At 33.3% G+C, this 14,683-nt stretch carries 14 protein-coding genes, 1 pseudogene and 1 riboswitch; of the genes and pseudogenes, 11 read left to right on the top strand and 4 right to left on the bottom strand.

From position 1 onward, the window contains the following. Positions 1-74: 74 nt before the first annotated feature. The gene (locus tag NEH74_RS00480; protein WP_055275129.1) at positions 75-323 is read right to left on the bottom strand and encodes a DUF1653 domain-containing protein; all 249 of its coding nucleotides are present in this window, start codon (positions 321-323) and stop codon (positions 75-77) included. A gap of 125 nt (positions 324-448) precedes the next feature. Between NEH74_RS00480 and NEH74_RS00475 the strand changes: the two genes are divergently transcribed. After that, entirely contained in the window at positions 449-3,688 is a 3,240-nt protein-coding gene (locus NEH74_RS00475) for an SNF2-related protein (RefSeq protein WP_262940885.1), read from the top strand. Between the two features lie 85 nt (positions 3,689-3,773). On the opposite strand, the gene NEH74_RS00470 is transcribed toward NEH74_RS00475, so the two are convergent. After that, positions 3,774-4,169 carry an HI0074 family nucleotidyltransferase substrate-binding subunit gene (locus tag NEH74_RS00470; protein WP_055242700.1) on the bottom strand — a complete coding sequence of 132 codons (396 nt, stop codon included), beginning with the start codon at positions 4,167-4,169 and terminating at the stop codon, positions 3,774-3,776. Continuing rightward, positions 4,150-4,446: a nucleotidyltransferase domain-containing protein gene (locus NEH74_RS00465; protein ID WP_055242698.1), complete on the bottom strand. Its 297-nt coding sequence runs from the start codon at positions 4,444-4,446 to the stop codon at positions 4,150-4,152. Before NEH74_RS00465 ends, NEH74_RS00470 begins: the two co-directional genes overlap by 20 nt. Before the next feature lie 301 nt (positions 4,447-4,747). On the opposite strand from NEH74_RS00465, the gene NEH74_RS00460 reads away from it, so the two are divergent. From NEH74_RS00460 to NEH74_RS00445, 4 genes and pseudogenes are all read left to right on the top strand, one after another. Beyond that, the gene (locus NEH74_RS00460; protein ID WP_055242696.1) at positions 4,748-4,930 is read left to right on the top strand and encodes an SGNH/GDSL hydrolase family protein; all 183 of its coding nucleotides are present in this window, start codon (positions 4,748-4,750) and stop codon (positions 4,928-4,930) included. A 181-nt stretch (positions 4,931-5,111) separates the two neighbouring features. Then, the gene (locus NEH74_RS00455) at positions 5,112-5,279 is read left to right on the top strand and encodes a hypothetical protein (RefSeq protein WP_201023074.1); all 168 of its coding nucleotides are present in this window, start codon (positions 5,112-5,114) and stop codon (positions 5,277-5,279) included. A 111-nt stretch (positions 5,280-5,390) separates the two neighbouring features. Next, positions 5,391-5,567 (top strand): hypothetical protein, encoded by a 177-nt coding sequence (locus NEH74_RS00450; protein ID WP_262940884.1) that lies wholly within the window; start codon positions 5,391-5,393, stop codon positions 5,565-5,567. A 75-nt stretch (positions 5,568-5,642) separates the two neighbouring features. Then, a pseudogene (locus tag NEH74_RS00445) lies at positions 5,643-6,467 on the top strand (Rpn family recombination-promoting nuclease/putative transposase). Positions 6,468-6,520: 53 nt separating this feature from the next. On the opposite strand, the gene NEH74_RS00440 reads toward NEH74_RS00445, so the two are convergent. Then, the gene (locus NEH74_RS00440; protein ID WP_055242694.1) at positions 6,521-6,958 is read right to left on the bottom strand and encodes a globin domain-containing protein; all 438 of its coding nucleotides are present in this window, start codon (positions 6,956-6,958) and stop codon (positions 6,521-6,523) included. Positions 6,959-7,129: 171 nt separating this feature from the next. Here NEH74_RS00440 and NEH74_RS00435 point away from each other — a divergent pair, with 171 nt between their 5' ends. From NEH74_RS00435 to NEH74_RS00410, 6 genes are all read left to right on the top strand, one after another. Next, complete coding sequence (locus NEH74_RS00435) at positions 7,130-7,525, top strand: RrF2 family transcriptional regulator (RefSeq protein WP_212723973.1); 396 nt, start codon at positions 7,130-7,132, stop codon at positions 7,523-7,525. Positions 7,526-7,626: 101 nt separating this feature from the next. Continuing rightward, entirely contained in the window at positions 7,627-9,192 is a 1,566-nt protein-coding gene (locus tag NEH74_RS00430; RefSeq protein WP_262940883.1) for a glycerophosphodiester phosphodiesterase family protein, read from the top strand. 319 nt (positions 9,193-9,511) lie between these two features. Beyond that, on the top strand, positions 9,512-11,191 hold the full coding sequence (gene aspT / locus NEH74_RS00425) for an aspartate-alanine antiporter (RefSeq protein WP_068759097.1): 1,680 nt from the start codon (positions 9,512-9,514) through the stop codon (positions 11,189-11,191). 699 nt (positions 11,192-11,890) lie between these two features. After that, a riboswitch (purine riboswitch) is annotated at positions 11,891-11,991 on the top strand. A gap of 31 nt (positions 11,992-12,022) precedes the next feature. Beyond that, positions 12,023-12,856, top strand: coding sequence for an ABC transporter permease (locus NEH74_RS00420; protein WP_262940881.1), 834 nt, complete (start codon positions 12,023-12,025; stop codon positions 12,854-12,856). Then, entirely contained in the window at positions 12,849-13,631 is a 783-nt protein-coding gene (locus NEH74_RS00415; RefSeq protein ID WP_055275123.1) for an ABC transporter permease, read from the top strand. Before NEH74_RS00420 ends, NEH74_RS00415 begins: the two co-directional genes overlap by 8 nt. Before the next feature lie 11 nt (positions 13,632-13,642). Beyond that, a complete protein-coding gene (locus NEH74_RS00410) occupies positions 13,643-14,671 on the top strand; it encodes an ABC transporter ATP-binding protein (protein ID WP_055305704.1) in 1,029 nt (342 codons plus the stop codon). The last annotated feature ends 12 nt before the right edge of the window (positions 14,672-14,683 follow it).

Genomic DNA, 14,683 nt, shown 5'->3' with positions numbered 1-14,683 from the left:
GATTTTTAGAACCAGATGTTAAAAAAATAAGAAAACTCCTACTAATTAGTCTCAGTAGGAGTTTTTTTGTAGAGTTATTTGACGCTCTTAACTTCATATTCTTGGAATCGGTATTTTTGTCCGGTTGGATTTACTTTTCCTTCAGGAACCTCTTCAACAAACATGCCATAAGGTCGTACGAAAAGGCCGCATTCACCGTATAGGGCTCGATAAAGAACCATGGTTTCTTGCGTTTCTGAATGTTTGACGAAATCCTCAACTAAATATAAATCACCTTTAAAGTGTCTAAAGATTTTTCCTTTTGAATTTGTAATATCTCTCACATTAAAACCTCCTTGCTTCAATTATCTTCTTTATTATATAGCTTTTTTTCTTGTTCATGTTTAAATTTGTATTAGTGTCCCTATAATTGATATAATAGGAGATGTTTTAGGAGGATATTTTTTTTATGAAATTAAAATTAAGTGATTCATTGATTGAACGTATAGCAAGGTTTGACTCAATTTTTTATAACGGGAACATCTTGCATGATTCTGGAGCTGTTAAGACAATTAATTTTTTAAAAACTCAAAATTCCGATGCTCCTTATGAAATTTGTTCCATTGTTCATGACTTTACTGGAAGAGAGTATCATGCCGAAGCTGATTTCGATACTAAAGGAAACATTCAAAGTATCGGTTGTGACTGTCCAGCATCACATCACTATCAATCATGTTGTATACATGTTGTAGCAATGCTATTTCAAGCACAATATGAACAAAAAAGTCGTCGTATTTCTTGGGAGGATGCTATAGTATTTTATCAAAGAAATACGATTAATCAATTGTTAGATCAATATGAAGATTCATTAGTTCAAGAGGTGAGAATGAATTTAGAAGATACATCCACCGTATCTTTAATTCCTAAGTTAAGATTTGAAGGTGAGGTAACAAAATTAGAGTTATCGATCGGAACAAAACGATTTTATGTTATTAAAGATTTGTTTGATTTTATTAATCGAATAGATACACAATCAGAATTTATTTATGGAAAAGAATTAACTTTTAATCATGATATTCGTCGTTTTGATGAGCAATCATTAAAAATTCTAAATTTTGTGAAATCGATAGTAAAGGACCGACAGTTTATTACACAGCAGTATCGATTACCAAACTCGGAACGTCGTAGTTTATTGCTAAGTTCTATGAAATTGCGTGAATTACATGATTTATTACTTAATACGAAGTTAAATTGTTATGTTGAAAAAGACGAATGGAAATCTATCTTAATGACTAATCAAAGACCAAATATTCAATTGAAGATTGAACAAGCTAAGAATAAAGGACTACTTCTTACACAAACAAAAGGAAAAATGTTAATACGTGGTAGAGGAAAGGATTATTTCCTTTTGACACAGGATAGCTTATGGTTTATGGATGAAGAGTTTATTAATTATATCTTCCCAATTTTAAAAGAAATTATTGTAATGAGTGGCTACTTATATATTTCAAGTGAACAAATTCCTCACTTCTTATCTGTTATTTATCCACGTATTGCCGCATTTGTTACTGATGATAGCATTAATTATTTACAAGGTAAATATGAGATGCCACAACTTGATAGTAAAGTATATTTAGATTTAAATGATGATTTAGCGGTTGAGGCAAAAGTAGAATATGGTTATAATGGCCATTTGTATAATCCACTTACTGACGAGTTACCATCAACTATTGTTCGTGATAAAGTGAAAGAAGTGCAACTTATGAATGTGTTTGAAACTTATGATTTCAAGATTGATAAAGATAAGATGGTGCTTAATGATGATCATCAAATTTATCAGTTTATGAATCAAGGCGTTCCGGCCTTAATTGCACAGCATGAAGTAAATGCGACGGAACGTTTTAAAGGGATGAGCCCAAAACAAGTGAATAAGAAAGTATCAGTCGGGGTACGTTTACAAAGTGATTTAATGACTTTTAAATTAGAAGATTTAGCATTTGATGTGTCCGAGTATCAAGAGGTGTTGGCACAGTATCAATTAAAAAAGAAATATTATCGTTTAAAAGATGGAAGCTTTTTAGAGTTAGATTCTGAGTATATGCAATCGTTTTTTAATTTAGTAGAGGATTTAGAATTAACCGAAGAAGACTTACAACAAGATGAAATTCAACTCTCGAAATATCGTGCACTTTATTTAGAACGAATGCTTGAAAAAAATGAAGTTAAATCTAAGAAAAATAAGGCCTTTCGTCAATTAGTTAATGATTTTGAACAAATTGATGAAATGGAATATGAACTGCCACAAAATTTACAAGCGACGTTACGTCCATATCAGGAAACAGGTTATCGTTGGTTAAGAACGTTATCTGATTATGGAATGGGTGGAATTTTAGCTGATGATATGGGGCTTGGGAAGACGCTACAAGTGATTGCTTTATTGTGTGCAGAGTACGAGCGAGAAGTTGATAAACCAAGCCTTATTGTTACTCCGAGTTCACTGGTCTTCAACTGGCAAGCAGAGTTTGAACGTTTTGCCCCACATTTACGTGTGTTGACGATGACAGGAACAGTGAGTGAGCGCAGCAAGAAATTGAGTACTTTAAACAATTATGATGTGATTTTGACGTCATACGATTTGCTGCGTCGTGATATTAAGGAATATGAGGCAGCATTTAAATATGTGATTTTAGATGAGGCGCATTATATTAAAAATCAGGCGACACAAAATGCGAAGGCGGTAAAAAAACTGAACGGTGAGATCCGTTTTGCCTTAACAGGAACACCGCTTGAGAATTCAATTGCAGATGTATGGTCAATTTTTGATTTTATTTTGCCAGGATATTTATTGAGTTATGCGAAGTTTAAAAAGCAGTACGAGAATCCGATTATTAAAGATAAAGATGAAAAGTTACTTGCGCGTGTTCATCAGTTAGTAGCACCATTTATTTTACGCCGCTTGAAAAAAGATGTCTTAACGGAATTACCAGATAAGGTAGAATCAGTTGTTTACTGTGAGTTAGACAAGGCACAACGTAAGTTATATGAAGCAACACTTATCAGTATGAATAAAGAACTTCAAGCTGAACTTGGAGAAGGGAATGAAGGGCAAAGTCGTATGAAGATGTTAGCAATGTTAACACGTCTTCGCCAGCTCTGTTGTCATCCTGCACTTTATTTGGAAAACTATAAAGATGAAAGTGCAAAGTTAAATTTATGTTTAGAATTAATTCAGGAATGTAAAGACAGTGGACACCGTATGTTGTTATTCTCACAATTTACATCAATGTTTGATTTAATCGCACCAAAGCTTGATGAGTTAGGTATTTCTTATTTTACGTTAACAGGTGAAACAAAATCGGAACAACGTGTTGCCTTAGCAAACCGCTTTAATGAAGGTGAAGCTGATGTGTTCTTGATTTCATTAAAAGCAGGTGGAACGGGATTGAATTTAACAGGAGCGGATGTCGTGATTCATTATGATCCATGGTGGAATATGAGTGCACAAAATCAGGCGACGGATCGTGCATACCGAATGGGACAACAAAATAAAGTTCAGGTTTATAAGTTAATCGCAAAAGATACAATCGAAGAAAAAATTGAAAAACTTCAACAAAGAAAATTAGAATTATCAGATTCTCTTGTTAAAGAAGGCGAAACATTCATTACCCATCTTTCAATGGATGATATTCAAGAACTATTTGAATCTTAATATGAAAGCTTAAAGGAAATATACGTTTATTTGTGTATATCCTTTAAGCCTTTTTTATGTAAAAAAAGCCCATCATATAATGGGCTTAAATTAATTCGTCTAATTTTTCAATCAGTTTTCCAATTACTTCAACATAATCAGTAACAATACGATGAGCAATTTCATTAGCAATCTGTTCGCTGTATAAATGGGACGTTGCATTTCGATCTTCTAATAAGTTAATCCATATTTTATCATTATCAATCAAATGGTTCGCGTAAGCTTTTTTGTAAATCATTCTTGGAAATGAATTTTCCATTGTAATACCAGAATATTTAAAAAATTCTTGAAGGGTTTTGTGTGTTAATTCATATGTGAATTCAAAGCGCTGAATCAAACTATCTCGAATGATTTCATTTTTTCCATCATATAGATTTGCAACCTCAACTAGTCTTTGATAGGCTTTTTTTAAATTAGTAAATTTATATTGAATTTTTCTCATAAATTACGATTCCTTCTCTATTAATTTGTTCTAAAAAATAATCTTCTGTTAATTCAGTAATATGTGTTATATCGTATTCAAGCAATGTCGTCGTCATAAGTTCTATTTCTTCAATAAACGTGGAGATAGATCCTTTGGCATAGACAGCTAAATCAATATCACTTCTCTCACTATTATCTCCTCTAGCTCGTGAACCAAATAATAATATTTTTTGGATTTCTGGGTGATGAGTCGCAATCTGTCCGATTTCTTTTAGTATTTGCTTATCTAGATTCATTAATATCACCTCTAATATGGGAAAAGTCAAAAGTTAATTATGTCATATTCATATTGTAACATAAGTGTAAAAAATAACGACAGATAATCATTGAGTATTTCATGTTTTATGGAAAGATATTGGAGTAATGAGATTTATTACATCAACTTGAAGTATACAATAAGAGTGAAATTCAAGTGTAAAGTTAGAAGTGATTCCTTTTAAAATAGTATTTTACTATATGAAATATAAAGCTAAAATGGAGGGGGTAATGAAAAAGTATGATTCTGATTGCAAGGTGATTACTAATGGTTGAAGTGGAATGAATTCTACTCAATTAAGAAGTTACTTATCGGAATTAGTTGAGGTAGATGATGATGTGGTGTTACTGATGATTGGTACAAATAATCGAAAGCTTTTTAATGAAATGGAGATTTTGTTTCATGATTTAGTAGCTATTATTAATCAGTTAAAAAATATAATAAAGAAGTTATTTTATTGCTGACAAATTCAGTTACCACATTAGACGATAGTTATGAGAATCGTTTGTTTAAACAGGCTGATGTAAACGAGGTTTTGAAGTGTTAATGGCAGAAGGAGATGGTTTGCATCCAACTGATAAGGTGTATGAATTGATGTTTAAGTATCGAGTCAAACGTTTGGAATTATAAAAGGAGAGAGTGATTATGGGATACATAATGGATTTAAGACAATTAGTTGGTTCACAACCCATTGTGATGGGGGGAGCTAATGTAATTTTATTAGATGAGAATGAGCGTCTTTTGCTTAAGCTAAGACACGACAATAATTGTTGGAGATTGCCTGGTGGAACTTTAGAACTTCTGGAAGTTTAGAAGAAGTCGCGAAGCGAGAATTATATGAAGAGAGTGGGTTCATTGCTAAAAGATTAACTTTGTTTAATATATTTTCAGGTGAGGAGTTTTATTACGGATATCCAAATGGGGATGAAGTATATAAATTTCATCGCGACTTATAGTTGCACTGATTATCGAGGAAACTTGAAAAAAGATGCGGCAGAAGCAAAGGATTTAAAATTCTTCTCTTTAGATGACTTACAAGAGAATATTAATCCTCCGGAAGTAGTAATTATTAAAGCTTTTTTAGAGTCAGATTTAATATAATCTATTGATTAAAAATCAATTAATATCCGTTATAATAGAGGCAAAGGTTATATTTGATTTTTAAGGAGGTTTAAGATGAGTAGAGGTTTATTGGATCCTAAAGTTGATTTTGTATTTAAAAATATCTTTGGTTCACATAAGCACCCTAAAGTATTAATTTCATTTTTAAATGCAGTCTTAAAACCAGTGAATAAAATTACTCGAGTAGAAGTTCAAGGGACAGATTTAGAAAAATAATTTTTAGAGGATAAATATTCTCGATTAGATGTTGAAGCAACAACAAGTAATCAGGAGATTATCAATATTGAAATTCAGTTGAAGAATGAATATAACATGATTAAGAGGAGCCTCTACTATTTAAGTAAGATGTATGAAGAGCAGTTAAGTAATGGAGAAGATTATTCTCAATTAAATAGAACGATTTGTATTAATATTTTGAATTTTAAATATTTAAGATCAGAGAAGTTTCATACTGCTTATCGTTTTAAAGAGTTAGAAACGCATGAGGAGTTAACAGATGTTATGGAAGTTCATTTTATAGAGATTCCTAAACTTCCGAAAAATAGTGATGCTAAGGATATGTTAGTCGCTTGGACTGAGTTTTTAATCGATCCTGAAAGTGAGGCTGTACGTCGATTAGAGATGAGTATTGAGGAAATCCGGGAAGCAAAGGATGAACTTATCCGTATGAATAGTAATAGGGAGGAACGTTTATTATATGAAATGCGTTCTAAAATTTTACAAGATAACATAAGTGTTTTGAATGAGGCAGAGTGTAAAGGTGAGCAAAATAAAGCTTTTGAAATAGCAAGAAATTTATTAAAGTCTCTAGATAATGAAACGATTTGTAAAATGACGGGACTCTCGTCTGAGGTCATTGATAATTTAAGAAAAGAATAGATGAAAAAAATCCCCTGACCTAAATAGTTGGTAGGGGATTTTTTTGTTTTAAATTAAGCACGAGAAGCGTAAATTTCTTTTTCTGCATCGATGAAGACTTGTGCAATGACTTCATATGTTTTTGCCCATGCATCGATAATTTCATCTGTAGCAGCCTCACCTAAAACTTGTTTGATAGCCTCTAATAAATGCTTTCCTACGATTGGGTAGTGTTCTTCTTTTACTCCACAGTCGCAGTGACGAATGGCAATACGTTGTACAACGGGCATAATAGCGCCTAAGTTATCAACGTTTTGTGCAGCTGCTAAAACTGTCATAGCTAATGCTTTTGGTTGTTCCCCTGATTTTTGTTTACTCATATCAAATAAAGGTGCTACTTCTGGATTTTGTTCAAACATATTTTTGTAGAATGTTGTGGTAATATCTAAACCGTGCGCTTTTAATGCAGGGACAGTACTTTTAATGATATCAATTGTATGTTGATCTAACATATAAATCTCTCCTTATTCATTGTTTTTCTTACTGACAGTGATAGAATAACATACAGAAATTAAATGTGCAAATAAAATGCACATTTAAGATGATGAAGGATTTTTAAGTCTTGTTTTCATTCAAGTGAAGACAGTTTCTGTTGTATAATTGAAACAAAGGTGGTGTTTAATATGCAATTATCAAAGTTTAGTGATTATAGTTTTCGAGCGCTCATTTATTTAGCTCATCATAGTGATGAATTATGTACCGTTGATGAGTTAGCAAAGGCATTAAATACATCAGAGCATCATATGAAAAAAGTTATCCATCATCTTGGAAAAACGGATTATATTATTTCAATTAAAGGTCGTGTTGGTGGATTAAAGCTCGGGTTAAAACCAAGTGAAATTAATCTAGGTGATCTTTTAAAGGTGACGGAAGATAATATGAACATTGTCGAATGTTTCAGTAAACCAGAGAGTTGTCCTTTAATGTCATCAGGATGTAAATTAAAGCACATTTCTTCTCAAGCCCTCAATCAATTTATAAAAGAATTTTCAAAGTATACATTAGCCGATTTACTATAAAAAAGTGCTCCATTAACCAGACAGGTCTAATGGAGTTTTTTTGCATATATGGGCCATGAATTTTGTATAATTTAGAGAATATACAGACTGGGGTGAAGAGGATGTATAAGAAGTATGTTCGCTTAAAGTTAAACGAAAGTAAAAAAACGATTTGTCGGATACGATATGATGAGTACGGAAGTCAGGTTGAAGTTAAATTGTTTAGTGAAGAAGAAGTACTAGATTTATCAGGATACCGAGTTAAGGTTTGTGCGAATCAGACGAATGGGAAAAGTGTTTTTAATAGATGTGAAGTTGTTTCAAATAAAGTAGGAAGTGTGTCTTTAAATTTAACTAATTATTTAAGTGATTTTGATGTACGTATACCATGTGAAATAATGGTGTATGGGCCTGACGAGGAGTGTTTAGGCACAGCTTCTTTTTACTTGGTTGTTCCCCATCCATTGGCGCTAGGTGATCAAGAGATGAGGGCGACTGATGTGAAGAAATCGACGTTATCACCAAAGATAAGAATGATTGCACATCGAGGTCTAAGTTCATTAGCACCAGAAAATACGTTGCTAGCTTATGAGTTAGCAGGGAAATATGGTTACTATGGGGCGGAATGTGATATTCATGAAACAAAAGATGGGGAGTTTGTGTTACTGCATGATGACACATTAGAACGAATGACAAATGGAAGTGGAAAACCGGAACATTATTCATTGGATGAGTTAAAAGAACTTATTATAAATGGTGGGAATCAGGTGAAAAAGTATCCTCATCTAAGGATTCCAACGCTTGAGGAGTATTTAGCAGTCTGTAAAAAATGGGGATTAGTACCGGTGATTGAGATAAAAGAAATTGAACCGAAGAGTGTGGCTCGATTGTTAGAGGTTGTTGCTCAGTGGGGAAGCCTTCAATATGTGGTGATTATTTCTTTTTCAAAAGAGATTGTGACAGAGGTTCGAAAATTAAATCATCAAGTAAATATTCAGTGGTTAGCAGAGATGACCATAGAAAATATTGATTATTGTGCGAGATATGACATGGATATTGACTGTTATAAAAAGCAAGTTTCAAAAGAAATGGTCGATTATGCACATAGTAAGGGAGTACTCGTGAATACTTGGACGGTTGATCATGGGGAAGAGATGCAAAACTTAGTGGATATGGGGGTTGATTGCATTAGTACGAATGTTTTGCTTTATAATCAAGCGTTACAAAGTAGCGGAAAAGTAAAAAGTTATTTATTTGATCATCGTGTAAATTATGTGACGTGTATTCATTCATCCATTGATAATCAAGGTGAAAATGAATGGATGTGGAGAGAGACGGGGAGAATTTTAGAGATTCGGGGAAATCATGAAGCTAAGAAGATGTTACAAATTAAGTTGCCAGGGTTAAATGTTGGTGATGTTGTGAGTATCTCGTTTTTCTATCGAAATATTTCAGGCGATGAAGTTCGAGCAGGACTTGAATATATTGAGATGGATGAGGCTTCGACGATTGAGCGAAGTATTAAAACAAAGGCTATTAATGATTGGGGATATGTTGATTGCCAGTTTATCGTGATGAATCAAGTGAGTGGGAATAAAGACTATTATAATGTCTTGATAGGATCCTGGAGTATGAGTAACTCCCATTTCATGCTCCGAGACGTTCGTATTAAAATAGAATATATGTAGTCAAGCTATAAAGGAGCCTTCAGAATTGAAAGCTCCTTTTTTGGTGTATTTAATGTTTTTATACATTAATTTACAACTTGTTTCTTGACATTGATGAAAATGCTATTATAATAGACTCGGCACAATAAATGATTTTTCGACAAAACGTGAGAATTTGACTCGAGAGGATAAATGAAGTACCTCATTTTTGTACTACCATGTGTAGATTTAAAAAGCAACAGAAATGGTCAATCAACGAGGAAAAATCGCATGATGAGTATTAAGAGGAAAGCAATTTAAATAGTGATTGCTTTCAATATTTTAAAATGAGGTGAAAGAGATGTCATGGTTAGTTGAAATCCTTCAATCATATCCAGAACTAGCATTATTTTTAACACTAGCCATCGGATATGCGATTGGAAAGATTCAAATAGGTTCATTTAAGATTGGAACAGTACCGGGTGTATTAGTAACAGGTGTATTAGTCGGTCAGTTAGGAATTACAGTCGATAATACGGTTAAAGCTGTTTTCTTCTTATTATTTTTATTTGCATTAGGATATAATGCAGGTCCTCAATTCTTTAAGGGATTGAAAAAAGAAGGAATTCCACAGATGATTTTTGCTGTTATCGTTTGTGTGATAGGTTTAATTTCAGCCATCCTTGTTGGGAAACTGATGGGGTTCAATGCAGGACAAGCTGGAGGACTTGCAGCTGGTGCTTTAACGCAATCTTCTGTTATTGGCGTGGCCCAAGATGCTATTTCTAAGATGGATATTTCAAATCAAAAACAGATGATGGACTTTGTGCCAGTTGGATATGCTGTTACTTATATTTTTGGGACGCTTGGATGTACCTTTATTTTAACGACATTCGGACCAAAGATTTTAGGTGTTGATTTAGAAAAAGAATGTTTAGAACTAGATCAACAAGCGAAAGAATCATTTGAAGATGAGTTCGTTAGTTCACATGCAAGTGATGTTTTATATCGTATGTATAAAGTCAATGATGAATATGCAGGGAAAACTGTTTCTGAGATTGAAGCACAGTTATCACAAAAAAATATTCGATGCTTTATTGTTAAGATTAAACGTGATAATCAGGTGTTTAAAGCTAATACAAGCACTCTTATTCATACAAATGATTGTCTTGCGATCGCGTTTAAAGAGAAGGATGTACAACACATTAAATTTCTTGATTTAGGAGAAGAAATTTATGATCATCAATTAGTTAATTTTAGAACAGAATCGTTAGATGTATGTGTGAAAAATCAAGCGATTATCGGAAGATCTATTCAAGAAATCCAAGACAATGATTTAACACGAGGAGTTATTATTTCTAAACTTAAGCGTGCAGGTGAAGAGGTTGCTTATACGCTAGAGACGAAGCTTGATAAACATGATGTCTTAACGTTAGCAGGACCTGTTGATGATGTTGAAGGATTAGTTTCTCGTATCGGGAAGCCTGTTCGTCAATCAGATGAAACAGATATGACGTTTGTTGGTCTTGGAATTTTATTCGGTGGATTAATCGGTGTTCCATCTTTAATGATTGGTAAGATTGGTATTACGTTATCAACAAGTGGTGGAGCGTTGATTATGGGACTAATCTTTGGATACCTTCATTCCCGTCGTCCAACGATTGGCCGTATCCCATCGGGTGCCACTTGGTTCTTAAGTAACGTTGGTTTAGCTGCCTTTGTTGCAGTGGTTGGAATTAATGCAGGACCAGGATTTGTGGATGGATTACAAAGTTCGGGATTGAGTTTCTTCTTAGCTGGAATGATGGTAACAGCTATTTCCACTTTCTCAGGAATTTTCCTTGGCAAGTATGTATTTAAATTTTCAGCTCCCGTTATATTAGGGGCAACAGCTGGGGCTTTAACAACAACAGCTGCTGTCGGTGGACTTTGTGAAAAAGCAAAAAGTAATGCGCCTGTTCTAGGATACACAATCCCATATACAGTAGGAAATATTTTATTAACCGTTTGGGGATCATTAATCGTGATGTTTTTCTCTTAACATAATAACAAAGCCTTAGATTGGAAGTCATTTGACTTCTCATCTAAGGCTTTTTCTATTATAATTTATCTAAATTTAAATACTGATTTAGTGTAGCTCTAAAGTTAAGTAGCAAAGCTTTTAGCTATCTTACCTGTGGTGGGAGAATATCAAGGTTGTTGATTGATAGTTGTAGATCAAATTATATTAAATACTTTTTTCATTTCAACGGTATAAATATGTCTCATTAGATTTCTCATTTTAAAATAGATGACTAGTTAATAACATTGAATGGTATTTTTAAGTAGGGGAGAGAGAAAATAAAGAAATCAAATTTATTATATTTTAGGGATATATGAACGAGGACCACCCTGCGTAGCTGGTTTCCTCAATTAATGGGGTGAATACAAAGTACAAATAAATTACCCTAGCAATTATAGATAAGATTGTCATAGACAATCGCTATGTGACCCAGTTGAGGAAAGCTAAGGTATCGTCTTTGACGATTTGCTTAGCGCAGGGAACACGATATTTAAGAAGTTTAAAAGTTATTAATCAAGGTATTGAATCTTAGGGTTTAATGCCTTTTTCTTTTTGAAAATACCGAATTTAATTTTCACAAAGGGGTGTTTTTCATTTTTCAAACTGGATTTTTCATACATATATATACAATTTTTTACATAAATGGTGTAAAAATGTATAAAATTTTGATATAATGACGGTAGTTATCAAGGTTATTTTCATATATAACGCAAATATGGTGCGTAAGTTTCTACCCGATTTCCGTAAAAAATCGGACTATGAGAAGAGATAGAACAGAGATTATTCGCTCTATCGCAAGGAGGTAACTACATGAAGAAAAATTCAGCTTATATATTAATGGTTCCAGGATTTGTACTATTACTATTATTTTTAATGTTGCCATTATGTTCAACATTGTGGCCAACAGTTTTTAATAATGGATTTTCTCTAAATCAATATATCGCATTTTTTAAGGATGAATATTATTTAGAGATTTTCTATCGTACGCTGAAAATCTCCTTGATTGCTACCTTGGTGTGTACAGTATTTGGAGTACCGACCGCCTATTTTATTTCACGTTGTTCAACAAAATGGAAAGGTTTATTAATTGCTATTTCGATTTTCCCATTATTAACGAATTCAGTTGTTCGTAGTTTTGCTTGGATTAATATCTTAGGTAAAAACGGGATTATCAACAATGCATTAATGAGCATGGGGTTAATTGAACAACCATTAAGTATGTTGTATACCGAATTTGCTGTCTTAGTCGGAACCATCTATTTATTCCTACCAATTATGATTATTACATTAGTTGGAGTTATGGATAATATCGATAACGATATGATGGAAGCCGCGGAGAGTTTAGGAGCTAATCGAATAACCGCCTTTATGAAAGTTGTGTTACCGATGAGTATTCCAGGAATGATTACGGGGGCAGTTCTTGTGTTTACAGGATCTTTAACAGCATACACAACTCCACAGCTTTTAGGTGGAAACAAAGCATTAGTTTTACCAACTTTAATCTATCAACGTTCAATGACATTGAATGATTGGACGGGAGCAAGTGTTATCGCAGCCATCATGATTGTGACAACATTAATTGTTATGAAGGGATTAAACTTCGTAGCAGCCAAAGTAGATAAGCGAGGTGAACTTGATGCGTAAACATAAAATGTTAACATTTATTTCAATGTTCGTTTTTGCTTTTTTATTCTTCCCATTAGTTATTATTACTGTAACTGCGTTTGGGACAGAAAATACTATCTCATTCCCAATTAAAGGGTTCACCTTTGACTGGTTTGTTAAAGCATTAACGTCAAAAACATTTATAGATTCTTTCTATTTAAGTTTTAAATTAGCATTTATATCAACTTTAATTGCGTTAGTCATTGGGATTCCAGCAGCTTATGGAATGTCACGTTACTCAGTTACAGGGAAGAAATTATTAAAAAGTTTCTTCTTATCCCCAACAATTGTTCCTGGGATTGTAATCGGATATGCTTTATTTCAATTCCTTGTAATTAAATTACAAATTCCAGTCTTCCAAGGATTATTATTAGGACACTTCTTAGTTGTATTGCCTTATATTATTCGTATTGTTGGTGCTTCACTTGAGCAATTTGATTTCTCGATTGAAGAAGTAGCGTGGAGTTTAGGATGTAATAAAATTCAGACATTCTTTAAGATTGTTTTACCAAACATCTCTAGCGGAATTATTTCAAGTTTCTTGTTAGCATTCATTAATTCATTTAATAATATTCCGGTTTCAATGTTCTTAACAGGTCCAGGGGTGACAACGTTACCAACGGCGTTAATGAATTATATTGAGTATTATTATGATCCAACGGTGTCAGCTGTTTCGGTCTTATTAATGGTGGCAACAATTGTAATCATGTTTATCGTGGAAAAAACACTTGGAATTAATTCATTAGCAAAATAGGAGGATACACCATGGCATTCGTAGAATTAAATGATATTCGTGTAACTTATGATGGAAAAAATGATATTTTAAAAGGTTTAAATTTACAGATGCGTGAAGGTGAGTTAGTGTCATTACTTGGTCCAAGTGGATGTGGTAAGACAACTACTTTACGCGTGATTGCAGGTTTTATTGATATAGCAGATGGAGACTTCTTAGTTGATGGTGATAACTTTACTAAGATTCCAGTTCATAAACGTAACTTTGGGTTAGTTTTCCAAAGCTATGCTTTATTCCCACATTTAACTGTAAAAGACAACGTCGCTTTTGGATTAAAGCTGCGTAAAGTGGACAAAAAACAAATCGAGGAAAAAGTCAATCATATGTTAGAAGTCTGTGGATTATTAGAGTATAAAGATCGTTTACCAAAACAATTATCAGGTGGTCAACGTCAACGTGTTGCATTAGCACGTGCTTTAGTCATCGAACCTAAATTATTATTACTTGATGAACCATTAAGTAACTTAGATGCAAAACTTCGTATTCAAATGCGTGTTGAAATTAAACGAATTCAAAAAGCATTGGGAATTACAACTGTCTTTGTTACTCATGATCAAGAAGAATGTTTCGCTATTTCAGACCGTGTAGCTGTTATGAATAAAGGGGTTATTGAGCAATACGATACACCTGAGAATATTTATGCTAGACCAAAAACTGAGTTCGTCGCTCGTTTTATCGGATTTGAAAACTTTATTCCAATGAAGCATAAAGAAGGCAACACATTCTTAAGTGAGGAATTAACATTTACGGTAACAGAATTACCAGAACCGGAAGCGACACTTGGAACAATTCGCCCAGACGATATTGAGATTGTTAAAGAAGCAAAGGAAAACTGTGTGAGTGGAAAGGTTCAAGTTCGCACATTCCTAGGTAAGAGTTATCAGTATGAAGTTGAAACAAAGTTAGGGAAAATTGTTGTAAATCATGATGGAGCAGATGTATATGAGATTAATGATGAATTAACAGTACATCTTCCAGCAAACAAAATCGTTTTAGTTTAAGCAAGTATAAAG

The organism is Turicibacter sp. GALT-G1 (genome assembly GCF_025594995.1).
GTDB lineage: Bacteria > Bacillota_I > Bacilli_A > MOL361 > Turicibacteraceae > Turicibacter > Turicibacter bilis.
Note: the sequence above shows the minus strand (reverse complement) of the source record. Positions and strands in the feature narration are given on the sequence as shown.

Excerpts from the sequence above, each read along its gene's own strand:
- NEH74_RS00475 (WP_262940885.1), top strand. The coding sequence starts at position 449 with ATGAAATTAAAATTAAGTGATTCATTGATTGAACGTATAGCAAGGTTT.
- NEH74_RS00470 (WP_055242700.1), bottom strand. The coding sequence starts at position 4,169 with ATGAGAAAAATTCAATATAAATTTACTAATTTAAAAAAAGCCTATCAA.
- NEH74_RS00465 (WP_055242698.1), bottom strand. The coding sequence starts at position 4,446 with ATGAATCTAGATAAGCAAATACTAAAAGAAATCGGACAGATTGCGACT.
- NEH74_RS00460 (WP_055242696.1), top strand. The coding sequence starts at position 4,748 with ATGAATTCTACTCAATTAAGAAGTTACTTATCGGAATTAGTTGAGGTA.
- NEH74_RS00455 (WP_201023074.1), top strand. The coding sequence starts at position 5,112 with ATGGGATACATAATGGATTTAAGACAATTAGTTGGTTCACAACCCATT.
- NEH74_RS00450 (WP_262940884.1), top strand. The coding sequence starts at position 5,391 with ATGAAGTATATAAATTTCATCGCGACTTATAGTTGCACTGATTATCGA.
- NEH74_RS00440 (WP_055242694.1), bottom strand. The coding sequence starts at position 6,958 with ATGTTAGATCAACATACAATTGATATCATTAAAAGTACTGTCCCTGCA.
- NEH74_RS00435 (WP_212723973.1), top strand. The coding sequence starts at position 7,130 with ATGCAATTATCAAAGTTTAGTGATTATAGTTTTCGAGCGCTCATTTAT.
- NEH74_RS00430 (WP_262940883.1), top strand. The coding sequence starts at position 7,627 with ATGTATAAGAAGTATGTTCGCTTAAAGTTAAACGAAAGTAAAAAAACG.
- aspT (WP_068759097.1), top strand. The coding sequence starts at position 9,512 with ATGTCATGGTTAGTTGAAATCCTTCAATCATATCCAGAACTAGCATTA.
- NEH74_RS00420 (WP_262940881.1), top strand. The coding sequence starts at position 12,023 with ATGAAGAAAAATTCAGCTTATATATTAATGGTTCCAGGATTTGTACTA.
- NEH74_RS00415 (WP_055275123.1), top strand. The coding sequence starts at position 12,849 with ATGCGTAAACATAAAATGTTAACATTTATTTCAATGTTCGTTTTTGCT.
- NEH74_RS00410 (WP_055305704.1), top strand. The coding sequence starts at position 13,643 with ATGGCATTCGTAGAATTAAATGATATTCGTGTAACTTATGATGGAAAA.